The sequence below is a fragment of the Pseudomonas sp. AL03 genome, from assembly GCF_029960815.1.
Lineage (GTDB): Bacteria > Pseudomonadota > Gammaproteobacteria > Pseudomonadales > Pseudomonadaceae > Aquipseudomonas.
On the sequence record NZ_JASBRE010000012.1, the window covers coordinates 140679 to 163956 of the forward strand.

Genomic DNA, 23278 nt, shown 5'->3' on the forward strand with positions numbered 1-23278 from the left:
TCCGCCCTCTACGACCGGGGGCGGGTTAGGGCTGACTGCTTATTTCTTATGCACGTCCAGGTAGTCCCTGTGCCAGGAGAGTGGCCTATTTCTGCGTGAATGACATATTTATTACAAAAACCATATATACTTCCCCTCAAATATTATGAAGCGCCCCCCCCCAAGCAATTTACGTATATCACGCCATTGCGCGTGGCTTTAAGTGCAGGCGAATGGCGGCGTCCTATCGCTTCAATGGATTAATTTACCGCTGAGTGTTTATCTTGCATGCGGAAAAACATATATTCGTTAAACCGCATGAGCTGAGATTTCACTATGACCAGCAAAGCCCGTGTCCTGTTTGTCTGTACCGCCAATGCTGCACGCTCCCAGTTGGCCCAAGCGTTGCTGCGGCATACCGATTCGGAGCATTTCGAGGCGTTCAGCGCCGGCACCGTTCCGACTCAGGTAGATCCGCGCACCTTTGAGGCGCTTTCACACATCGGTGTGAGCACCGAAGGATTACGTAGCAAGTCGATAGACGAGTTCCGTGGTGAGCGTTTTGATTACGTCATCACCTTGTGTGATAAATCCGCAGCGCAATGCCTGTCTTTACCTGGAGCCGGTGAGGCCTTGGCCTGGAGTTTTGAAGACCCGGTGACCAGCATCAAACCCGATGCCTTCCGTCACACCCTTCACGAAATTCATGAGCGCATCAAGATGTTCGTCTTGGTCAAAAACAAACACTGAGAACCGATATGGCTGACCACCTGACACCGACCACTGTTTTCAAATGCCTGGCCGACGACACTCGGGTCCGCACGATGATGCTTATCACCCGTGAAGGAGAGCTTTGTGTTTGCGAGCTGACCTGCGCGTTGAATGAGAGTCAGCCAAAAATATCCAGGCACCTCGCGCAGCTGCGCGGTTGCGGTTTGCTGTCGGACCGTCGGCAAGGCCAATGGGTGTATTACCGACTGCACCCGAATCTCCCTGATTGGGTTCATCAAGTACTGACCACCGTGCTCGAAAGCAACAAGCACTGGTTAAGCCCTGATGCCAAACGGCTAGATGAGATGGGTGACCGTCCCGAGCGGGCACTCGCCTGCTGTGAAAGCTAAATCGCCTGATTCCGCCTTCGACTACGAGATCGCTCGATGAAAATCCTGTTCCTCTGCACTGCCAATAGCTGCCGCAGCATCCTTTGTGAAGCAGTCTTCAATCACTTGGCACCGGAAGGCATGAAAGCCTACAGCGCTGGCAGTCAACCCAAAGGCGAAGTGCATCCGTTGAGTCTCAAGACTTTGGAAAGCGCTGGTATTTCGACGCTTGGGCTGTTCAGTAAGTCCAGCGATGCCCATGTGAATTTGGCACCTGATTTCGTCATCACGGTATGCGACAAGGCTGCCGGTGAGGCCTGTCCGGTATTTTTCGGGCCGGCCACCAAGGCCCACTGGGGACTGGCTGACCCTTCGGAATACCACGGTACTCAAGAAGAAATCGAGGCGGCTTTTGAAGCCACTTTGGAGCAGATCAAAATCCGTATTGAAGCCTTCCTGGCTTTACCGCTATCCCAACTGAGTGCCGAACAGCTCAAGGCAGAGCTGGCCCTGATTGGCACGCTGTAATCACAGGAGCAATGATCATGAGTAAAAGCCGCCTTTCCTTCCTGGACCGTTACCTGACCCTGTGGATTTTTTTCGCCATGGCCTTGGGCATCGGTTTGGGGAGCCTGTTCGAAGGCTGGCCGCAGTGGCTCAACAGTCTTTCTGTGGGCACAACCAACATCCCCATCGCTATCGGCTTGATCGTGATGATGTATCCGCCTCTGGCCAAGGTTCGTTATGAGGAGCTGCCGGAAGTCTTCAAGGACAAGCGCATCCTTGTTTTGTCTTTGGTGCAGAACTGGGTAATCGGACCGGTATTAATGTTCGCGCTGGCGATCATCTTCTTGCGGGACCAGCCGGAATACATGACGGGCCTGATCCTGATTGGCTTGGCTCGTTGCATCGCGATGGTGCTGGTCTGGAATCAGATCGCGGGTGGCAACAATCAGTACGTCGCCGGGCTGGTGGCATTCAACAGCATCTTCCAGATCCTGTTTTTCAGCGTGTATGCCTGGATCTTTCTGGGGCTGTTACCGCCGCTGTTCGGGCTGGAAGGCAGTGTGATTGAAACCAGCTTCGTCAGCATTGCCGAGTCGGTCCTGATCTACCTGGGTGTGCCGTTCCTGGCGGGCTTCCTGACCCGCAAGATCCTCATCGCCCGTAAAGGTGAAGCTTGGTTTCAGGAGCGCTTCATTCCAAAGATCAGCCCGCTGACGCTGGTGGCACTGCTGTTGACCATCGTGGCCATGTTCAGCCTCAAGGGTGACGTGGTGCTGCAATTGCCATTGGATGTATTGCGCATCGCGATCCCTCTGACGATCTACTTCGTGGTGATGTTCTTCATCAGCTTCTGGATGGGCAAGCTGCTCAAGGCTGACTATCCGCGCACCACCGCACTGGCTTTTACAGCCGCAAGCAACAACTTCGAACTGGCGATTGCCGTGGCCATTGCCACCTTCGGCCTGGCTTCTCCGGTCGCTTTCGCCACGGTGATTGGCCCGTTGGTAGAAGTGCCGGTACTGATTTCTCTGGTCGGTGTGGCCCTCTGGTTGAAACGCCGCTGGTTCGATGAATCCAATAGCGCCGTTGCGCAGGACAAAGACTATGTTTGATGACCCTATCCCCCAACTCGATACTGAACTGGTTGATCTCCCATCGACAGACAAACTCGGTATCGAAAAGACCTCCATCCATAAGCCGCGCATTTTGCTGCTGTACGGATCGACCCGTGAGCGCTCCTTCAGTCGCCTGATGGTCGAGGAGGCCGCTCGACTGCTGGAACACTTCGGCGCCGAGGCGCGGATTTTCAATCCGTCAGGTTTGCCGCTACCCGATGACGCTCCCGACGATCATCCACGTGTGAAGGAACTGCGCGAGCTGATGCTGTGGTCCGAGGGGCAGGTTTGGTGTTCTCCAGAACGTCACGGCTCCATGAGCGCAGTGTTCAAAGCGCAGATCGACTGGGTGCCACTGGCCATGGGCGCGGTACGTCCGACCCAGGGCAAAACCCTCGCCGTCATGCAGGTGTGCGGTGGCTCGCAGTCGTTCAACGTGGTCAATCAGCTGCGAGTGCTGGGACGGTGGATGCGCATGTTCACCATCCCCAACCAATCCTCCGTACCGAAGGCCTACATGGAATTCGATGACAACGGCCGAATGAAACCTTCTCCGTTCTACGACCGTGTAGTGGATGTGATGGAAGAGTTGGTGAAATTCACGCTGCTGCTTCGCGACCGTCAGGACTATCTGGTGGATCGTTATTCCGAGCGCAAGGAATCGGCCGAAGAACTCATGAAACGTGTCAATCAGCGCTCCATTTGAAAGGGGGAAACATGACTATCAAAGTTGGCATCAATGGTTTCGGTCGGATCGGTCGCCTCGCGCTGCGAGCAGCCTGGAACTGGCCAGAGTTCGAATTCGTGCAGATCAATGATCCGGCAGGTGACGCGGCGACTCATGCGCACCTGCTGAACTTCGACTCGGTGCATGGCCGTTGGAATTACCAGGCCGACTCCGAAGCCGACAGCATCGTCATCGACGGCAAACGAATCAAGGTAACGACCAACAAGGCGATTGCCGACACCGATTGGTCGGGCTGCGACCTGGTGATTGAAGCCAGCGGCAAGATGAAGACCGTCGCTGTGCTTCAGGCTTACCTCGACCAAGGTGTGAAACGTGTGGTGGTCAGCGCCCCGGTAAAGGAAAAAGGCGCGCTGAACATCGTCATGGGCGTCAACCATCAGCTGTTCAAGCCGGCTGAGCATCGAATCGTCACTGCCGCTTCGTGCACCACTAACTGTCTGGCGCCCGTGGTGAAAGTCATCCACGAGAAACTGGGCATTCGCCACGGATCGATCACCACTATCCATGACCTGACCAACACCCAAAGCATTCTCGATCAACCGCACAAGGATCTGCGGCGTGCGCGTGCTTCAGGCATGAGCCTGATTCCAACCAGTACCGGCTCGGCCACCGCCATTGCCGAAATTTTCCCGGAGCTGCGTGGGCGCCTGAATGGTCACGCCGTACGCGTGCCGCTGGCCAACGCTTCGCTGACGGACTGCGTCTTCGAAGTCGAGCGTGCCACCACTGTCGAAGAGGTGAATCAACTCCTCAAGGACGCTTCCGAGAACGAGCTAAAGGACATCCTCGGTTTCGAGACGCGTCCACTGGTGTCCATCGACTACCGTACCGACCCGCGCTCATCGATCATCGATGCGCTGTCGACCATGGTCATCAACGGCACTCAGGTTAAACTCTATGCCTGGTACGACAACGAATGGGGCTATGCCAACCGCACCGTCGAACTGGCCAAAATGGTCGGTCTTGCTGTCTAAGGAGCGGTCATGAAAGCGTTGTCAGCCCTCGCTCCGGAAGTGCGGCAGTACCTGCTCGTGACGGGCAACTACTGGGCCTTCACCCTTACCGACGGCGCCTTGCGCATGTTGGTGGTGCTGCACTTTCACGCGTTGGGCTACAGCCCACTTCAAATCGCGGCGTTGTTTCTGTTCTACGAACTCTTCGGCGTTATCACCAACCTGGTGGGTGGCTACCTCGGCGCCCGGCTGGGTCTGAACCGGACCATGAACATCGGGCTGGGCATCCAGGTCGCGGCGCTGCTGATGTTGACGGTTCCGATAGCTTGGCTGACCATTCCATGGGTGATGGGCGCTCAGGCACTGTCGGGGATTGCCAAAGACCTGAACAAGATGAGTGCCAAAAGCTCCATCAAGCTTCTGGTCCCCGATGGGCAGCAGGGCAAGCTCTACCAGTGGGTGGCCATCCTCACCGGCTCGAAGAACGCCCTCAAGGGTGTTGGCTTCTTTCTCGGTGGAGCCTTGCTGGCATTGATCGGCTTCAAAGGTGCATTGCTGGCCATGGCGGGTGTTCTGGCGCTGATCTGGATCAGCAGCTTGATCCTGTTGAAGAAGGACCTGGGTAAAGCGAAAGCCAAGCCAAAGTTTCGAGACATCTTGTCCAAGAGTCGGGCAATCAACATCCTTTCAGCGGCGCGGATGTTCCTCTTCGGTGCCCGCGACGTCTGGTTTGTGGTGGCCTTGCCGGTCTACCTCAGCAGCGTGTTCGGTTGGGACTTCTGGAAGGTTGGCGGCTTCCTTGCGGCCTGGGTGATTGGCTACGGCATCGTGCAGTCCTTCGCACCCAACATCACCGGAAAGAAACGTGGGCACGTACCGGATGGTCGAGCGGCGTTTCTGTGGGCACTTGCACTGGCGGGTCTGCCGGCGGCAATCGCTCTCGGGCTCAACACCGAATTGTCACAGCAGGTGGTACTGCTCGGGGGATTGATGGTCTTTGGTGCGCTGTTCGCGGTGAACTCCTCGCTGCACAGCTACCTGATCGTGTCCTACGCCAAGGAAGATGGCGTGTCATTGGATGTGGGGTTTTATTACATGTCCAACGCCATGGGACGGTTGATAGGCACGGTGCTCTCCGGCTGGGTTTATCAGGTGTATGGGCTGGGGGCGTGTTTATGGATATCGAGCGCCTTCGTGCTGCTCGCAGCACTGATTTCCATCGGGTTGCCGAGGCATACCGAGACGATGTGAAGTCACACTGAAAGTGGTTTGCAGCCCATCGCTCTCAGCAGTCAGGCAATTGATGTAAGGCAGGCAGTGTGGGAGGCAAGTTGTAAGTCCGCCGTAATTTTTTTACGCTTTCTTTACGGTAGGTGTTTTTGCCCGCAACGATACTGGCCGCGATTTTTTTTAGATCGTCCATGCGCCTCGCTTTTCCGTGGCCCTGGAAAAATGTATTGCCCAAGGATGGCGTGCAGTTACTTCCCGCTAATTGAGAGAAGCGCCCCTTGAGTGAGAAAGCGACCGTTGCAAACGAAGACTCCCAATCCAAAACCTCAGGAGTAGGCTTGCTCGTCGCTGCCGTCGGGGTGGTTTACGGGGACATTGGCACCAGCCCCCTCTACACACTGAAAGAAGTATTTTCCGGCCATTACGGCGTTCAAGTAAATCACGACGGCGTGCTGGGCATTCTGTCGTTGATCTTCTGGTCACTGATCTGGGTAGTTTCGATCAAATACGTGCTGTTCATCCTGCGTGCCAACAACCAGGGCGAAGGCGGCATCATGGCGTTGACGGCGTTAGCCCGCCGCGCAGCAGCACCTTATCCGCACATGAGCAAGGTACTGGTGCTGCTCGGCCTGTTCGGTGCGGCACTTTTTTACGGGGACAGCATGATCACCCCGGCCATTTCGGTGCTCTCTGCGGTTGAAGGATTACAGCTGGCGTTTGACGGAATAGAGCACTGGGTGGTGCCCTTGTCAGTGATCGTGCTGGTGGCGCTGTTCTTGATACAGAAACATGGCACGGCTCGAATCGGCATCCTGTTTGGCCCGGTCATGGTGCTGTGGTTTGTGGTGTTGGGTGCCCTTGGGATCTACGGTATTTTGCAGCGTCCCGAAGTGCTGCAAGCGCTTAACCCTGCTTGGGCAGTGCAGTTCTTTGTGGTTCATCCGGGAATGGGTGTAGCGATTTTGGGCGCTGTCGTGTTGGCATTGACTGGTGCTGAAGCACTGTATGCCGACATGGGCCACTTTGGTCGCAAACCGATTTCTCGTGCATGGTTCATTTTGGTGTTGCCGGGGCTGGTACTCAATTATTTTGGCCAGGGTGCCTTGATCCTGGAGAACCCGGAGGCTGTGCGTAATCCGTTCTATCTGCTTGCGCCGAGCTGGGCACTGCTGCCAATGGTCGCGCTCTCCACCCTGGCCACCATCATCGCCTCTCAAGCGGTGATCTCCGGTGCTTTCTCCCTGACTCGCCAGGCCATTCAGCTGGGTTACGTTCCTCGCATGTTTATCCAGCACACCTCCAGCCAGGAGCAGGGGCAGATCTACATCGGCACGGTTAACTGGGCGTTGATGGTCGGTGTCGTGCTGCTGGTGATCGGTTTCGAGTCATCCAGTGCCTTGGCCGCCGCTTATGGAGTCGCGGTGACGGGAACCATGTTGGTCACGACAATCTTATCCTCGGCCGTCGTCCTGCTCCTTTGGAAAACCCCGCGCTGGCTGGCCATCCCGATGCTGCTAGGATTTTTGCTGGTGGACGGTCTGTATTTCGCGGCCAATGCGCCGAAGATTTTTCAGGGCGGTGCGTTCCCGGTGATCGCTGGCATTGGTCTGTTCATCTTGATGACGACCTGGAAGCGGGGCAGGAAGATTATTGTTGAGCGGCTGGATGAAACCGCGCTTCCACTACCGCTATTCATCGCCAGCATCCGTACGCAGCCTCCCCATCGCGTACAAGGCACGGCGGTTTTTCTGACGGCCAGGGCAGATGCTGTTCCGCATGCACTACTGCACAATCTCCTGCATAACCAGGTTTTGCATGAGCAAGTGGTACTGCTCACCGTGGTGTCCGAAGACAGTCCTCGCGTGAGTGCTGACCGGCGGTTTGAGGTTGAAGCCTATGGGGAAGGCTTCTTCCGGGTCAGTCTGCACTTTGGTTTTATCGAGGAGCCCGATGTACCCCAAGCGTTGAGTCTCTGTCACTTGTCTGAGCTGGATTTCAGCCCGATGCGCACGACCTATTTCCTGAGCCGAGAGACGGTGATCCCAACCAAGCGCATTGGTATGGCACGCTGGCGGGAGAGTCTTTTCGCGTTTCTGCTGAAGAACGCCAACAGCAACCTGAAGTATTTCAAATTGCCACTGAACAGGGTGATTGAGCTGGGGACTCAGGTGGAGATGTAAGGATGAGCAAGGACGCCTCTGCCAGTCGCCTGAGGTTCGGCATATCCGAATACCCCAGAGCAAGTCAAACAGAGCGAAATCGCAGAATCTGCGCGCCGTCGAAAGGATCGACAAGGTAATGCCCGTGTACGCCGAACGTATCCTGCAAGCATTGCGGGGTCAGCACCTCAAGTGGTTTGCCGAGGGCCACTAATCGCCCCCGATCCAGTACCGCCAAACGATCACAGATCAGCGCCTGATTCAAGTCATGCAGGGCTATCAATGTCGTCACCGACAGAGCCTGTACAACTTTTAGAATGGCGAGTTGATGCTGGATATCCAAGTGATTGGTCGGTCCGTCCAGCAACAGAATCTGCGGGCGCTGGGCCAAAGCGCGAGCGATGTGGACACGCTGACGTTCACCGCCGGACAGACTGTGCCAGTTTCGGTTTTTCAGGTGCGCCACATCGACGTCGCGCAGCGCCTGCAGGACGATGGCATCGTCCTCGCTCGACCACGGGCTCAAGGCCGACAGCCACGGCGCTCGACCCAGGGCTACGGCGTCAAACACACTGATGGCATCCAAGGTGTCGGCCTGTTGCTCTACCACCGCCAGGGTTTGCGCGATGGTTCGCCGTGACAGCGCCTTGAGGCACTGGCCGTTGAGGTGGATGTCTCCCCGGCTGGGGACGCGCACGCCGGCCAGCAGTTTGAGCAGCGTGGATTTTCCTGAACCGTTGGGTCCGACGAGGCCCAGGGTTTCACCACGACGGATGTCCAGGTGGATGCCGTGCAGCAACTCAGCGTCGCGGACATGGAACCCGAGGCCGGAGCAACGCAGTACGGAGTCGCCGATAACAGGCGAGGCAGCATTCATCGGGCATTCCTCCGACCGATCAGGATCAACGCGAACACCGGCGCGCCAACCAGTGCGGTGATGACGTCGACCGGGATCACCTGGCCTTTGATCAGCGTTCGGGAGAGCACATCGGCGGCGATCAGAAACACAAAAATGAAGGCATCCAGCGCCCGACGGTGCCACAGGCACACCGCGAGACCGGTCAATGCCACGGGCACCGACAGCCACACCGATGGCCAGCGCACGCCGCTGAGATTACCCAGCAACCAGAACATGATGCCGCGGGCTTGTTCGGAACTGGCCGACTTGGTGATCAGAAACGCGGTGAACGCATTGAACAATTGCGAACCGGCAATCCCCGCGAGGATGATCTGCCCGGTACCGCCGATTGAACCACTGGCGCGGGCCAGCAGAACAACCACGGCGAAGGCGGCAACGGCGCCGACAAACGCCCCGGCCGACAGCGAAATCAGCCCCGCCCCGAGGCCCAGCAATGCCAGCAGCGTACGAATCAGCGTCGTGGTCATTTCGGCAGGTCGTAGCCGCTGATGGCTGATGCCAGGGCTTCAAGGCCGTCGAACATTCTCACGCTGGCCTGCATGGCCATGGCGTCGAGGATGATGATGCGGTTGTATTTCACGGCGTCCATGTTGCGGGTCACCGGGTCGCTGCGCAGGAACTCCAGTTTCTTTTGATCGTCGTCAGCCGGGAAGCGACGGCGATCCATGCGTGCGATGACCAGGAAGGTCGGGTTGGCCTTGGCGATGGTTTCCCAGCCGACGGTTGGCCATTCTTCGTCGGACTCCACAACGTTACGCACGCCCAAGGTGTTGAGCATGAAGTCGGGAATGCCCTTGTGCCCGGCGACATAGGGGTCGATATCCAGACTGGCGCTGGAGAACCAGAACAGCGCACTGGTGTGCTTCAGATCCTTGTGCTGTACGGTGGCAATGGACTTGGCCAGACTGGCCTTGAGTTGGGCGTTCAACTGCTGGCCACGTTCCTGCACATCGAAGATTTCAGCCAATTGGCTGATGCTTTTGTAGAGGCTGTCGATGCGAAACGCCTCCAGACGTGTGCCGTCGGCACCGACCAGGTTGTCCTTGGCTTCGCAGTCGGTCGGCATCAAGTAGGTCGGGATTTTCAGTTCGTGAAACTGGTCGCGAGTACCGACCGCGCCTTGCGGACCGACCATCCACTCCAGCTCCACGGCCACCAGCTGTGGACGCTTGCCGATCACCGCCTCGAAACTTGGCTCGTTATCGGCCAGGCGTTCAATCGTGTCGTTCTCTGTCCTGTACTTGGCCAGCACCTCGTTGAACCACAGCGAAGTGCCGACCAGCGTGTTGCCAAGGCCCATGGCGTAAAGCATTTCGGTGCCCGCCTGGCCGATGGTCACGGCACGGCTGGGTGCCTGCTGAAAGGTCAACGTGCTGCCACAGTTCTCGACAGTCAGGGGGTAGTGGGTCGGGGCCGCATGGGCGAGGGTGGACAGACCCAGGGTGGTGACGAGGGTGGCAAGGCGGGACAGCAGCATGACGCAATCTCCATTTGACCGTACAAGAGCAGGGGTACGGACTGGAAACACATCATCGAACGCTGCCATTAAAGCAGTGAAGTGCCGACTATCTCCACTGACCGACACTTTGTGTCTGGCGCATCCGTGCGCCAAACGGTCGGCTTTAGCGCTTGATCAGGGAAATCTTGGTTCCTTCGATGCTGACCCCGGCCATTAACCCCTGCTGGTCGAAAATGAACGCGTAGGCATCGTCCTTCAGCGTCGAGCTGGACAAATTCTTCGACACCCCTTCATCAACCACAACAACAGTGGGTCCTACGCCGATTTCCCAGCCCTTGGTTTCGCGTACATAGTTCACGGCTTTGTCGGTCATCAGGAAAACCACATAGCCATACGACTGGGCGCCTGCCTGTAGCCCCCATGACCCGGTTACGGAGTTGTAATAACCCTCTACTGTCTTGCCCTTCATCAATACGCCTTCGCCATAGCTGCCGCCAAACACAAGGCCCGCCTTGATGATTTTCGGGAAGACAAGTATCGCTTTGGCGTTGTGCGAAATGGTTTCGGCAAAGGGCGTGGCCTTGTAGAGAGACTGCAACGCTTGTCGAGAGTCGACATCCAGATCCTCGGCGGTTGCTGCACCTGCAGTGTTCAAGAAGCTCGCCGATGCCAGTGAGGCTGTCGCAAGGATGATCGATAGGAAGAACCGCATTGACTGAGTCATTTTCGAACTCCGATACGGGAGCATTGGATGTGAGCAGCAGTCAGCGCCTGCCCCTGGCAGAGTCCGAGCCTACTGAAATTATCCGGCGCACCCTAAAGTGTGTGAACCACTGGCTTCGCCCTTGGATGAAACAGGCCAGAGGCAGTTGATCATTGGCGATGCCATCACCTGCTTTGACCTCTGCGCAGAGGCCGGGTTCGTCGTCAGAGACCTCAGTTTTACTGACGGACTCGGTCAAGCTACCAAAACCTGCAGCTTCGACGGGTACGGCATCGCCGTAGTCCGGGGAGTTGAGTGCGCGGATACCGATCAGCGACGGATCGCCGATGTGCTCGGGGGCGCCGTGAACGTTGGGCATGTGTGCGGTGATTAGAATGGCCTGGATGGCCGCCGCCGCTTTCATCGGTCGCATGCTGACCACCAGTTTGCCACTCAGTCGAGCGGTGGGGCGCGTGTCTATGCTGGTCTGGTACATCCCGAGATTGCGTAAGTACGGATCACCCCGCATCGGACAGGCTGTCCGCCTGCCGGCATACGTCGAGTACGGCTTTGAGTTGCAGGCGATCGAACAGGTCCATCACGAGGTTTTCACCGAGCAACCTGTTCAGGCCGTCGTCTGGCTGAGCCAGGCCCCAGGCATAGCGCAGGCGGTCAATTTCCTCCTCGACCTGAGCTTCATCGATCCGCCCGCTGTCGGCCAATGTCGCCATGCGGGTGATGGAGGCCGACAGCTCTCGAAAGTTGCCCAGCCAGGCCGCTTCACTTGAGCTGGCGAATGCCAGATAACGACGCCGCGCTTCGAGGTTGAAACGCACCATTTGACCGTGTTCCCGGGCATGGCGCTCGAGTTCGAAATCGATATTCGGCTCGATGTCTTCGCGTCGGCCGACCAGACCGGGAAGGTCGAACGTCCACAGATTGATTCGCGCATACAAATCTTCGCGAAACAGCCCTTCGGCCACGCGGCTGCGCAGGTCGCGGTGGGTGCCGGCGATGATCAGGAAGTCGCTTTCCACTTCCTTGTCCGACCCCAGTGGAAAGAAGCGTTTTTCCTCAATGGCTTTGAGCAGCATGGCTTGCTCATCCGCGCCCAACTCCCCTATTTCATCGAGAAACAGCATGCCTCCATCGGCCGCTCGCAACAGGCCGTCGCGGGCGTTCTGCGCGCCGGTGAAAGCACCCTTGATGTGGCCGAAGAGGGTCGACATGGCGCCATCACCCCGCAACGTGGCGCAGTTCACTTCGACAAAGCGACCCTGCATCTGATGCCGACTGCGCTTGAGTTCATAGATGCGCCGGGCCAGAAAGGATTTGCCGGCACCGGTCGGGCCGATCAGCAGCATGGGCGCTTGTGAACGCACCGCCACGCGCTCGATCTGCTCGATGGAGCGGTTAAGCGCTGCGTTTCGAGTGGCAATCCCGGACTTGAGAAAGGCCAGGCCTTCCAGGCGTTTATGGGCGAACCGCGTGGCGATGCGGTCGTAGCGCGACAGGTCAAGATCGATCAGGGCATGGGTGCCGATGGCGCGCTCTTGCTCCTCAAGCCGGCGGGGAGTTCAGCTTTGCTATTGGCACCGCTGGAAGCTGCACGCTGGTGTTACAGACGCTGTTGCCTGCCTTGCTGTTGGCACCTGAAGCCAGTCGCGTGCGGATTTCGGGTGGTACTCATAATTCGATGGCGCCGCCCACTGACTTTCTGCAACTGGCCTGGTTGCCCCAACTGCGGCGCATGGGCGCGAAGGTTGAATTGCAGCTGGTGCGCCATGGGTTTGTGCCGGCCGGGGGCGGCGAGATCGAGGCGTTTATTCAGCCGTCGACCCTGACTCCGTTGCACCTGCTGGAGCGTGGTGCCTTGCTCTCGAAACGCGCTTGTGCGCTGATCGTGGGCATTGCGCCCAATGTGGCCGAGCGTGAATTGAGTCAGGTGGCCAAACGGTTGGAGATGGCGCAGGACGAATTGCAGTGTGTCGCCCTCGATCAGGACCGTGGCCCCGGTAACGTCCTGCTGCTGGAATATGCTTTTGAACACGTCACTGAAATGTTCAGCGCATTCGGTCAGGCGGCCCTTCGTGCAGAACAGGTCGCCGATGGCGCAATCAATCAGGCGGCGGCCTGGCTGAACAGCGAGGCAGCCGTGGCCGAACACCTTGCCGATCAATTGCTGTTGCCCATGGCGCTGGCGGGAGGCGGAAGCTTTACCACACCGCGAATGACTGAGCATCTGCAAAGCAATATCGCGGTGATTGAACGCTTCCTGCCAATGACAATCGATTGCCAGGAAGAGGGGGCAAACAGGATCAGGCTTGAGTGCAAGCGCTCTACGCCATGATCCACTTTATTCAGATTCGATCACGAGGCCTTCGAGCTTCCTGCGCTGTATTTAGCCTTCGTGCACTTTTATAAGGCCGCGCAACACGCCTCTGCACTATGCGAAGGCAAATATCGGGCATTCATGGGCCCCCGTGGTCAACGTTTACTGGCGCAAGGACTGCCAATGGCAGACTGGCACAAAGTCTGCAAGACACTGTTCAGGCCCACTGTGAACGCAGTCGAGTGGGCAGCCCCCTCGGTCAACGACGATCGATTGGCCGAACAGGTCGTGGGCAACATCGGTGGATCCGGCATAGATGCCTGACTTAGCACCGTAAATGAACAGGCAAAGACGCCTGGAACCGCAAGGTTTCAGGCGTTTTTTTTGCTTTTTGAACAGCTATAGACGGGTGTCTCTTATGAATTCCAATGTTGCCACTTTGAACAAGCTGCAATCGCTGATCGTGATCGGCAATGGCATGGTCGGACATCATTGTGTCGAACAGCTGATCGAACGCGGTGCCCTTGATCACTATCAGCTGCACGTCTTCAGCGAGGAGCCGATGCGTGCCTACGACCGCGTGCACCTGTCCGAGTACTTCTCCGGTCGCGATGCCGAGTCGCTGGCCCTCGGTGCAGCCTCGCTGTACCAGACCCCGGGCGTCACCCTGCATTTGGGTGTGCCGGTATTGGAAATCGACCGCGTCCGTCGCCAAGTGATCACCGCGCAAGGGTGTGTCCCATTCGACAAATTGGTGCTGGCCACCGGGTCCTATCCGTTTGTGCCGCCAATCGACGGCGCCGAAGGCGATTCGCGCCTGGTGTATCGCACCCTTGAAGACCTCGACGCCATCCGTGCCGCGGCGACCAATGCCCGACGCGGTGTGGTGGTCGGCGGTGGCTTGCTGGGCCTGGAAGCCGCCAACGCCCTGAAAACCCTGGGGCTGGAAGCTCATGTGGTGGAATTCGCCCCGCGCCTGATGCCGGTGCAGCTGGACGAGTACGGTGGCCTGGCGCTCAAGGCGCAGATCGAACGGCTCGGCGTCGGTGTACACCTGTCGCGCGGAACGCAATCGATCAGCGCAGGCGAGGAATACCGCTACCGGATGAATTTCGCCAATGACGAATTTCTTGAAACCGACCTGATCGTGTTCTCCGCCGGTATCCGTGCGCAAGACGCACTGGCCCGTCAATGCTCGCTGGAAGTCGGCCCGCGCGGCGGCGTCGTGATTGACGACCAATGCCTGAGCAGCGATCCGAACATCTATGCCATCGGCGAGTGTGCCGCCTGGAATGGCAGCATTTTTGGTCTGGTTGCACCCGGTTACCAGATGGCGCGCGGCGTCGCTGCACTGTTGTGCAACGAGACGGCCGAGCCGTTCATGGGCTCGGACATGTCGACCAAGCTCAAGCTGCTGGGCGTCGATGTCGGTTCCATCGGTGACGCGCACGGCAGCACGCCGGGCGCGCGCAGTTATCAGTTCATCGACGAAACCACGGCGAGCTATCGACGCCTGGTGGTGGATGCCACGGGCAAGCACGTACTCGGCGCGGTGCTGGTGGGTGACAACAGCTATTACGACACGCTGCTGCAATACATGCAGAACGCGATTGCGCTGCCGGCGGAACCCGCCAGCCTGATTCTGCCGTCGTCCGAAGGCGCGCCGACCCTGGGCCCGGGCGCCTTGCCCGAGTCGGCAACCGTCTGCTCGTGCCACAACGTCACCAAGGGTTCCATTTGTTCGGCCATTGACGGTGGCTGCACTGACCTCGGCCTGCTCAAATCGCAGACCAAAGCCTGCACCGGTTGCGGTGGTTGTGCCGGGCTGCTCAAACAGGTCTTCGAGCATGAGTTGATTGCCCGTGGCGTCAGCGTCGACAAAAGCCTGTGCGAACACTTTGCCTATACCCGTCAGGAGCTCTATGCGCTGGTGCGGGTAGAGGGGGTGATCACCTTCGAAGAGCTGCTGGCCAAGCATGGCCGTGGCCACACCGGTTGCGACGTCTGCAAGCCGGCGGTGGGCTCGATCCTCGCGTCGTGCTGGAATCAGCCGATCATGGACGCGTCGCTGGTGCCGCTGCAGGATACCAACGACACCTTCATGGCCAACATGCAGAAAAACGGCACCTATTCGGTGGTGCCACGCATCCCCGGTGGCGAGATCACCGCCGACAAACTGATTGCGATCGGTGTGGTGGCGAAGAAATACGACCTCTACACCAAAATCACCGGCGGCCAGCGTATCGACCTGTTTGGCGCGCAGTTGCATGAATTGCCGGACATCTGGGCCGAGCTGATCGAAGCCGGTTTTGAAACCGGGCACGCCTACGGTAAATCCACCCGCACGGTGAAGTCCTGTGTCGGCAGTACCTGGTGCCGTTATGGCGTGCAGGACAGCGTGCAAATGGCCCTGACCATCGAGGAACGCTACAAAGGCCTGCGCTCGCCGCACAAACTCAAGTTCGCGGTGTCCGGTTGCACCCGCGAGTGCGCCGAAGCACAGAGCAAAGACGTGGGCGTGATCGCCACCGAGAAGGGCTGGAACCTTTACATCGCCGGCAACGGCGGCATGCGACCGCGCCATGCCGAGCTGTTCGCTACCGACCTCGACGATGAAACCCTGATTCGCTACATCGACCGCTTCCTGATGTTCTACATCCGCACCGCCGACAAATTGCAGCGTACATCGGTCTGGCGCGAAAGCCTGGAGGGCGGCCTCGATTACCTCAAAGAAGTGGTCATCAACGACAGCCTCGGGCTGGGTGAAGAGCTCGAGTCGCAGATGCAGTTGGTGGTCAACCGCTATGAGTGCGAGTGGGCCAACGCCCTCAAAGACCCGGAAAAACTCAAGCGCTTCCGTACCTTCGTCAACGATAAACGCCCGGATCCGGACATCCACTTTGTCCAGGAACGTGGCCAGCGGCGCCCAATCATGGCCGCCGAACTCAACCTTATCCCCGTCACCGAGGAGATTGCCTGATGAGCCAGTCCAATACCCAACGCATCGATTCCCTGGAAAACACCGATGCCTGGCAAACGGTGTGTGACCAACAGGATCTGGTCAGCAACTCCGGCGTCGTCGTCTGGCTTGACGGCGCGCAAGTGGCGCTGTTCTACCTGCCGGATGCCGAGGGTCGGACCCTCTACGCCATCGATAACCATGACCCGCAATCCGGTGCGAATGTCATCGGTCGCGGTTTGGTCGGCAGCATCAAGGGTGATCTGGTCGTTGCATCGCCGATTTACAAACAGCATTTCCGTCTTGAGGACGGTAGCTGCCTGGAGTACCCGCAACAGCGTCTGCGTGTCTGGCCCGTGCGGTTGAACAGCGGCGTGGTGGAAGTCGGGGTGGCTTGAGCCTGTTCAACAGCATCGCGTATCCGCATCGGAGGCATTTATGAAAACAGCCGCACAATTGCTGAAACTCAAGGTCGTGCAAAACCGCCAGGTGCATAGCATCGCGCCCGATGAGATGGTGCTTGAAGCTCTGAGGATCATGGCCGAAAAGAACGTGGGCGCGCTTCCGGTGATCGAGGCCGGGCAGGTGGTCGGCGTGATCAGCGAGCGCGACTATGCGCGCAAGGTCGTTCTGCAGGGGCGTTCCTCGGTCGGTACGCCGGTGCGCGACATCATGAGCGCGCCCGTGGTGACCGCCGACAGTCAGCAGAGTATCGAGCGTTGCATGGCAGTGATGACCGACAGCCATCTGCGTCACCTGCCGGTGGTGGACGGTGGCGAACTGATTGGTCTGTTATCGATTGGGGATCTGGTCAAGGAAGCCATCGTCGAACAGGCTGATCTGATTCGGCAGCTGGAGCATTACATTCGCGGGCACTGAACAGGTCGGCGCCTCGGTGAGTGGTAATGCTGTTCACTTAAGGTTGGGGTACATATCCGTTTCTGCGGTAACGGCGGCTTAGGGTTCCGCCCTTACGGCGGGTCACTTGGAAAAGCGCCAAGTAACTCGCTGTAAAAGCGAAACCAATAGCGGCCATTACCACATAAACGGATATGCACACGATCAACAAAGCACAGGTCGGCCGCTCTTGATCCACCGCCCCCTCGCTACGCATGTGTGTGCCTGGAAACACCAAGCTTGGGGGTTTTGCGGCTTTCTTGATCGGTGTCAACCGCATGGATCGGCGGGCTCTGTAGTCTCCAGAGACCGACAGCCAGTGCGCTCACCCCAATGTTCGCCGTAGCGCGGGTTGCCTTGACTCAAGGCGAAAACTCCATGATCTATCCGCTGATTCTGACCTTGCATCTGTTTGCCGCGCTGATCTTCATCGGCACGGTGTTCTTCGAAGTCCTGTTCCTGGAAAGCATCCGCAAACAGTTACCCGGCAAAGTGATGCTACTGGTCGAGCAGGGCATCGGCCGCCGAGCCCGCTCGCTGATGCCGTGGGTGCTGCTGGTGTTGTTCGGTGCGGGACTGGGCATGGTCTGGTTGCGTTACTTGCCAGCCCTTGCCTCACCATTGGCCTCATCGTTCGGCACATTGCTGGCGTTGAAAATCGCAGTGGCCGTGAGTGTGCTGCTGCATTTTCTGGGCGCTATGTTTTTGTTCAAAAGCGGCCGAATGAGCCCGCGCTACCTGCACTTCATCCATGGCAGCCTGTTTTGCCACATGGTCGTTATCGTGCTGCTGGCCAAGGGAATGTTTTACTTGACGTGGTAATCGGGGCTGACCGGTGGTCCGTTGTGCAGACACTTCGCTTGCGCTTGATGCAAATCAAGGCGCATTGATGGTCAGCCCCGCAGACTGAAAATCCGCAGCCAGTCTCTCGGAGACCGTCATGCCCGATTTATTTCACAACCCCGGCGAGTTGATCGCTCGGTGCGATCAAGGCGTGCTTGACCCCAACTGTCATGCCGACACGCAAAAATTTCATGACGGTATTGGCTCTCTGGATCTGCTTCGTGCACTGCGCGTCAGCCGCCAGAAGTGCCATCCGCTGTCCCTGAACGTGCAGCTGCCTTCCAGCCTCAAGCCGTCTTCCTGTGCCCCGCGCGATATCGCCGGCGAGCACAGCGGTATCGAGCAGTACCTTCAGCGCCTGGAGCGTGAAATCGACCTCGTCGGTTGTCACCTGGGTGCGGAGCAACGGATCGAGCAGTTTCATTTGGGGGGCGGAACGCCCATGGCTGCGCATTTGGAGCGGCTGATGAATCATCTGCGTGGCCGGTTCAACTTTCTTGAACATGAGTGCGGCGACTACAGCGTCGAGGTGGACCTTCACCATACCGACTGGTCAACCATGGGCTTGCTGCGCGACCAGGGGTTCAATCATGTGAGCATTGGCGTTCCGGACATCGACTCCGACTGTGATATGTCGGTGGCCTGCTACCAGAACCCGGCACCGATCCACTCGCTCATGGATGCCGCGCGCACCTTTGGCTTTCGATCAATCAACGTCGATCTGGGTTTTGGCCATGCCTGGCAGACACCCGGCAGTTTTGCGCTGAAACTGGCGACCATTATCGAGCTGGAGCCGGACAGGCTGTTGGTGTTCGACTATGCCCGGCCACCACGCCGCTATCGGCCGGTACTCGGTGACAACATCAGAGAGCTGTGCAGCCAGGACGATAAAGGCGCGATGCGCCAGATCTGCTTTGAGCAACTGATGTGCGCGGGTTATCACTACATTGGTCTGGGGCAGTTTGTCCGGCCTGATGATGATCTGGCGGTCGCCCAGGAGCGAGGCCGGTTACGCCGTACCTGTGAGGGTTTCTCCCGTCACGGCTATTGCGATCATGTCGGATTCGGTTTGGGTGCCATCAGCCAGATCGACGATTTGTACACGCAAAACACCGATGAGATTGAACGTTATCAGCAGCAGCTGGACATAAGACAATTGCCGACGTGTCGAGGCTGGCGCTTCGAGGCAGGGGATCAGATCAGGCAAATGGTCATGGAGCGTCTGGCCTGTGATCAGGAACTGGATATCCGCGCCATCGAGAGGCGCTATGGGCTGGTTTTTTCAAAGTACTTCTGCGCTGTCTGGCCGTTGCTGGAGCAATTGAGCCGGGATGGGTTGATTGAGTTGTCAGACCGTTTCATCAGCATTCTTCCCGCCGGTCGGCCGGAAGTGGATGCCATCTGCAGCCTGTTCGAAAAGGATTTGGCCGGTGCAAGGCATTAACCCACCTGCGAGTTGATTGATCATGAAACCTTCATTCGATTTCAATCGAACCCTGGTCGAAAAGTATGACCGCCCCGGGCCGCGCTATACCTCTTACCCCACGGCGCCGCAGTTTCATCAGGCGTTTGCCGTCGACGACTATCAGCGTGCCGCCCGCGACAGCAATCAGGTGGCCGCGCCAAAACCGCTGTCGGTGTACATCCACATTCCGTTCTGCAAAAGCCTTTGTTACTACTGCGCCTGCAACAAAATCATTACCCAGAAAACCCATCGCGCCGTTGAGTACCTGAAGTATCTCAAGCGCGAAATCGCGATGCAGGCGGCCTTGTTCGACAACACGCGCAAACTCACTCAGTTGCACCTGGGTGGCGGCACACCGACCTATTTGACCAGCGAACAGCTGGCGGACCTGATGGACTGCCTGCACCAGGCGTTCAACATGGATGACAGCGATGACCATGAGTTTTCCATCGAGGTCGACCCGCGCACCATCAGTACCGAACAGATCCAGTCGTTGCGCCAACTGGGCTTCAATCGCCTGAGCTTTGGCGTGCAGGATTTCGACCCCGACGTGCAGGCAGCGGTCAATCGCCAGCAAAGTGAAGAGCAGATTTATCGGCTGGTGGCGGCGGCGCGCGAGGCGCAATTCAAGTCGATCAGCGTCGACCTTATCTACGGTCTGCCACTGCAAACCGTGCAGAGTTTCGACGTCACCCTCAGCAAGATCATCGCGCTGCGCCCGGACCGGATTGCCGCCTACAGCTACGCGCATTTGCCGGAGCTGGTGCGCGCGCAGCGGCTGATTCGACCCGCCGACATGCCGCCACCGGAGCGCAAGCTGGAACTGCTCGAGCTGACCATTCGCCGACTGACCGAGGCCGGTTACGTCTATATCGGCATGGATCACTTCGCCTTGCCGGATGACGAGCTGGCGCTGGCCCGGGCCAATGGCACCCTGCAGCGCAATTTTCAGGGCTACTCCACCCATGCCGACTGCGATTTGATCGGCCTTGGGGTGTCGTCGATCGGCAAGGTCGGCGACAGCTATAGCCAGAGCGTCAAGGAGCTTTCGCAGTATTACAGCCGTATCGATCAAGGGATGTTGCCGGTGCATCGGGGTTACCGCTTGAATGCTGACGACCTGCTGCGCCGCGAGGTGATCAGCGACCTGATGTGCCATGGCCGTATCGAGTTCGACAAGTATGAAGTGCGTCATGGCATTCGCTTCACCGAGTATTTTGCCGAGGCGCTGGCGCAGCTGGACGAGCACGTGCGCGATGGATTGCTGCAGATTCATCGCGACGAATTGGTGCTGTTGCCACAAGGGCATTTGATGATGCGCAGTGCCGCGATGGCGTTTGACGCCTATCTGGGTGGTGAACAAAAAGGGCAGTTTTCCCGCACCGTCTGAGACATTGGAGCGTGTCCTCTAATGACTTTTGTTGATTTCAATCAAGGGCCGGGGGCGCAACGCTCCCTAACATGACCGCAAGCCCTTTTGAAATCAGCGAGCCCATGACAATCCATCAGCCTTCGATACACGGCAACCTGCGCGTCTGGGGCGTCGGGCTGGTGGTTCTGCTGATGCTGATGCTCGCCACCTTTGAGGTCGTTCAGGCCAAGCAATACGGTGACATCGAGCAGCAGCGCATCGAAAAAACCTTCCCTCAGACTGACTCGGTTTCCGCCCCCGAAGGCCCGTTCAAGGTGCGCACGCTGTCCGCCGCCGGCAAGGTGCTCGGCTATGTGTTCCAGAGCCTGGACGTGGTGGATATTCCGGCCTACTCGGGCAAACCGATCAACACCCAGGTGATCCTCGACACCGCCGGCATGATTCAGGATGCCTATGTGCTGGAGCACCACGAGCCGATTTTGCTGATTGGCATCCCTGAGGCAAAACTTCACGGCTTCAGCGCCAAATACAAAGGCATCAAGGTCAGTCAGCGGGTCGTCGTCGGCCATTCCAGTGACCCGAACGCGGTCACCGTCGATGCGATTGCAGGGGCCACCGTTACGGCGATGGTGGTCAACGAGGTCATCATGCGCGCCGCCCATGAGGTGGCCGTATCGCTCAAGCTGGTCGAGGACACGGGCGCTGTGGCGCGCAAGCCCGCCACCGTGCGCCAGGACTTTTTCGAGCCCGCGACCTGGGAACAACTGACCGGCAATGGCGCTATCCGCCGGTTGAACCTGACCCGTGGCCAGGTCGACACCGCCTTCAAGGGCACCGAAGCCGAAGGCGTCGACAACGCCAGCGCCGATCAGGTTGATGAGACCTTTATCGAGCTGTACACCGCCGACTTGAACCCGCCGACCATTGGCCGCGCGCTGTTGGGCGACAATCAATATCGCTTCCTCATGCAAGACCTCAAGCCTGGCGAGCAGGCCATCGCAGTGCTGGGTCGTGGGCTGTTTTCCTATAAAGGCTCGGGGTATGTGCGCGGCGGTATTTTCGATCGGGTGCAACTGCGTCAGTTCGGCAACGTCATCAGTTTTCGCGACATGGACCACCAGCGGCTCTCGGATGTGTTTGCCAAAGGTATGCCCGAGTTCACTGAGATGTCGATTTTCATTGTGCGCGAACCGGTCCGGTTCGATCCGGGATCGCCCTGGTCCCTGGAACTGCTGGTGCGTCGCCAGACCGGTCCGGTCAGTGGCACCTTCAGCAGCTTCGAATTGCCTTATCAACTGCCCGAGCCGTACCTTGAACGGCCACTGCCCAGCGCCGAAGAACTGGCCGCCCTCGAGGAAGCCAGTCGGCCGATGTGGTTGACCCTCTGGTACCAGAAACACTTCCAGATCGCCGTACTCGGGACCGCGTTGCTACTGCTGACGGCGATCCTGTTTTTGCAGGACACATTCACTCGCCGGCCACATTTTCTGCACTGGCTGCGTCGGGGTTACCTGATCTTTACCGTGGTGTTTCTCGGCTGGTATGCGCTGGGGCAGCTGTCGGTAGTCAACGTCCTGACGTTTGTGCATGCGCTGTTCGAGCACTTTCGCTGGGAGTTGTTTCTCACCGATCCGCTGATCTTCATGCTCTGGGTCTTCGCCGCCGCCAGCATTTTGCTGTGGGGCCGTGGCGTGTTCTGCGGCTGGCTGTGCCCATTCGGCGCTTTGCAAGAGTTGATCAACGAAGCCGCGCGCAAGCTGAAAATCCCCCAGTACGAACTGCCGTTCGCGGTCCATGAACGGCTGTGGGCGATCAAGTACATCATTTTGCTGCTGCTGTTCGGTATCTCCCTGGAGTCGATGTCCACCGCCGAGCTGTTCGCCGAGGTGGAACCGTTCAAGACCGCTATCACCCTCAGGTTCGACCGCCAGTGGTGGTTCGTGGCCTATGCGGTGGCGCTGCTGGTCATCAATATCTTCACGCGCAAAGTTTATTGCCGCTACATCTGCCCCTTGGGCGCGGCGCTGGCGATTCCGACCAAGTTGCGCCTGTTCGACTGGCTCAAACGCCGCAAGGATTGCGGCACGCCCTGCCAACTGTGCGCCAAGGAATGCGAGATCCAGGCGATTCATCCCGATGGCCGGATCAATGCCAACGAGTGCCACTACTGCCTCGATTGCCAGATGACTTACCAGAACGAGAACAAATGTCCGCCGCTGATCAACAAACGCAAGAAGCGCGGCAAACCGGCACCCGCCGCGGTGCAACTGATACCTGTCGTGGAAGTCACCGCTCTGGAATGAACCCCGCGAGCGCCTGTGCGCAGCGACCGTTTTTATCCCTTCAAGGAACACACCTCATGAACGACACAGAATCCAAAAAAACCACTGAAGTGCCGGAGTCGACCGGCCTCAGTCGTCGCGGCTTCCTGGGCACCAGCGCGGTGACCGGCGCGGTACTGGCTGGTGCCACGGCCATCGGTGGCGCGGTCTTCACCCGTGAGACATGGGCGGCAGCGGCCAAGGACGCGCAACTGAA

The 23278-nt window shown here is 58.3% G+C and carries 20 protein-coding genes and 4 pseudogenes; 18 read left to right on the forward strand and 6 right to left on the reverse strand.

The genetic code is table 11. The features are described 5' to 3' along the window. The first annotated feature begins 315 nt into the window (after window positions 1–315). From QK293_RS14230 to QK293_RS14265, 8 genes are all read left to right on the forward strand, one after another. Window positions 316–729 carry an arsenate reductase ArsC gene (locus tag QK293_RS14230; protein ID WP_282377890.1) on the forward strand — a complete coding sequence of 138 codons (414 nt, stop codon included), beginning with the start codon at window positions 316–318 and terminating at the stop codon, window positions 727–729. An 8-nt stretch (window positions 730–737) separates the two neighbouring features. After that, window positions 738–1100: a metalloregulator ArsR/SmtB family transcription factor gene (locus QK293_RS14235; RefSeq protein WP_282377891.1), complete on the forward strand. Its 363-nt coding sequence runs from the start codon at window positions 738–740 to the stop codon at window positions 1098–1100. 36 nt (window positions 1101–1136) lie between these two features. Beyond that, window positions 1137–1607: an arsenate reductase ArsC gene (locus QK293_RS14240; protein WP_282377892.1), complete on the forward strand. Its 471-nt coding sequence runs from the start codon at window positions 1137–1139 to the stop codon at window positions 1605–1607. A 17-nt stretch (window positions 1608–1624) separates the two neighbouring features. Further along, on the forward strand, window positions 1625–2698 hold the full coding sequence (gene arsB, locus QK293_RS14245) for an ACR3 family arsenite efflux transporter (RefSeq protein ID WP_282377893.1): 1074 nt from the start codon (window positions 1625–1627) through the stop codon (window positions 2696–2698). Continuing rightward, window positions 2691–3407, forward strand: a complete 717-nt coding sequence (gene arsH / locus QK293_RS14250; RefSeq protein ID WP_282377894.1) for an arsenical resistance protein ArsH — start codon at window positions 2691–2693, stop codon at window positions 3405–3407. Before arsB ends, arsH begins: the two co-directional genes overlap by 8 nt. A gap of 11 nt (window positions 3408–3418) precedes the next feature. Continuing rightward, window positions 3419–4423: an ArsJ-associated glyceraldehyde-3-phosphate dehydrogenase gene (locus QK293_RS14255; protein ID WP_282377895.1), complete on the forward strand. Its 1005-nt coding sequence runs from the start codon at window positions 3419–3421 to the stop codon at window positions 4421–4423. A gap of 9 nt (window positions 4424–4432) precedes the next feature. Continuing rightward, window positions 4433–5653, forward strand: coding sequence for an organoarsenical effux MFS transporter ArsJ (gene arsJ / locus QK293_RS14260; protein WP_282377896.1), 1221 nt, complete (start codon window positions 4433–4435; stop codon window positions 5651–5653). 257 nt (window positions 5654–5910) lie between these two features. Further along, the gene (locus tag QK293_RS14265; RefSeq protein WP_282377897.1) at window positions 5911–7812 is read left to right on the forward strand and encodes a potassium transporter Kup; all 1902 of its coding nucleotides are present in this window, start codon (window positions 5911–5913) and stop codon (window positions 7810–7812) included. Between the two features lie 64 nt (window positions 7813–7876). Here QK293_RS14265 and QK293_RS14270 read toward each other — a convergent pair whose 3' ends face one another. The 6 genes and pseudogenes from QK293_RS14270 to QK293_RS14295 all read right to left on the reverse strand — a co-directional run. Next, on the reverse strand, window positions 7877–8668 hold the full coding sequence (locus tag QK293_RS14270) for an ABC transporter ATP-binding protein (protein WP_282377898.1): 792 nt from the start codon (window positions 8666–8668) through the stop codon (window positions 7877–7879). Next, a pseudogene (locus QK293_RS14275) lies at window positions 8665–9153 on the reverse strand (iron chelate uptake ABC transporter family permease subunit); the annotation flags it as partial. The pseudogene QK293_RS14275 and the gene QK293_RS14270, both read right to left, overlap by 4 nt. A gap of 20 nt (window positions 9154–9173) precedes the next feature. Beyond that, window positions 9174–10187 carry an ABC transporter substrate-binding protein gene (locus QK293_RS14280; RefSeq protein ID WP_282377899.1) on the reverse strand — a complete coding sequence of 338 codons (1014 nt, stop codon included), beginning with the start codon at window positions 10185–10187 and terminating at the stop codon, window positions 9174–9176. 145 nt (window positions 10188–10332) lie between these two features. After that, entirely contained in the window at window positions 10333–10893 is a 561-nt protein-coding gene (locus tag QK293_RS14285) for a lipid-binding SYLF domain-containing protein (protein WP_282377900.1), read from the reverse strand. Between the two features lie 253 nt (window positions 10894–11146). Next, window positions 11147–11380 (reverse strand): annotated as a pseudogene (locus QK293_RS14290) (DUF1445 domain-containing protein); the annotation flags it as partial. 13 nt (window positions 11381–11393) lie between these two features. Continuing rightward, window positions 11394–12413: pseudogene (locus tag QK293_RS14295) on the reverse strand (RNA repair transcriptional activator RtcR family protein); the annotation flags it as partial. A gap of 26 nt (window positions 12414–12439) precedes the next feature. Between QK293_RS14295 and QK293_RS14300 the strand changes: the two are divergent. The 10 genes and pseudogenes from QK293_RS14300 to QK293_RS14345 all read left to right on the forward strand — a co-directional run. Continuing rightward, window positions 12440–13222: pseudogene (locus QK293_RS14300) on the forward strand (RNA 3'-terminal phosphate cyclase); the annotation flags it as partial. Window positions 13223–13387: 165 nt separating this feature from the next. After that, entirely contained in the window at window positions 13388–13528 is a 141-nt protein-coding gene (locus tag QK293_RS14305; RefSeq protein WP_282377901.1) for a hypothetical protein, read from the forward strand. Between the two features lie 94 nt (window positions 13529–13622). Beyond that, entirely contained in the window at window positions 13623–16184 is a 2562-nt protein-coding gene (nirB, locus tag QK293_RS14310) for a nitrite reductase large subunit NirB (protein WP_282377902.1), read from the forward strand. Then, the gene (gene nirD / locus QK293_RS14315; protein ID WP_282377903.1) at window positions 16184–16561 is read left to right on the forward strand and encodes a nitrite reductase small subunit NirD; all 378 of its coding nucleotides are present in this window, start codon (window positions 16184–16186) and stop codon (window positions 16559–16561) included. Before nirB ends, nirD begins: the two co-directional genes overlap by 1 nt. 40 nt (window positions 16562–16601) lie before the next feature. After that, window positions 16602–17042, forward strand: a complete 441-nt coding sequence (locus QK293_RS14320; protein ID WP_129444742.1) for a CBS domain-containing protein — start codon at window positions 16602–16604, stop codon at window positions 17040–17042. Between the two features lie 396 nt (window positions 17043–17438). Further along, on the forward strand, window positions 17439–17882 hold the full coding sequence (locus tag QK293_RS14325; RefSeq protein WP_282377906.1) for a hypothetical protein: 444 nt from the start codon (window positions 17439–17441) through the stop codon (window positions 17880–17882). Window positions 17883–18000: 118 nt separating this feature from the next. Then, a complete protein-coding gene (locus tag QK293_RS14330; RefSeq protein ID WP_282377907.1) occupies window positions 18001–19347 on the forward strand; it encodes a coproporphyrinogen III oxidase in 1347 nt (448 codons plus the stop codon). 22 nt (window positions 19348–19369) lie between these two features. Further along, window positions 19370–20758 carry an oxygen-independent coproporphyrinogen III oxidase gene (gene hemN / locus QK293_RS14335; protein WP_282377908.1) on the forward strand — a complete coding sequence of 463 codons (1389 nt, stop codon included), beginning with the start codon at window positions 19370–19372 and terminating at the stop codon, window positions 20756–20758. Window positions 20759–20862: 104 nt separating this feature from the next. Continuing rightward, window positions 20863–23043: a NosR/NirI family protein gene (locus QK293_RS14340; RefSeq protein ID WP_282377909.1), complete on the forward strand. Its 2181-nt coding sequence runs from the start codon at window positions 20863–20865 to the stop codon at window positions 23041–23043. A 56-nt stretch (window positions 23044–23099) separates the two neighbouring features. Next, window positions 23100–23278: twin-arginine translocation signal domain-containing protein (locus tag QK293_RS14345; RefSeq protein ID WP_282377914.1), on the forward strand; the 179-nt coding region annotated here is incomplete at its 3' end.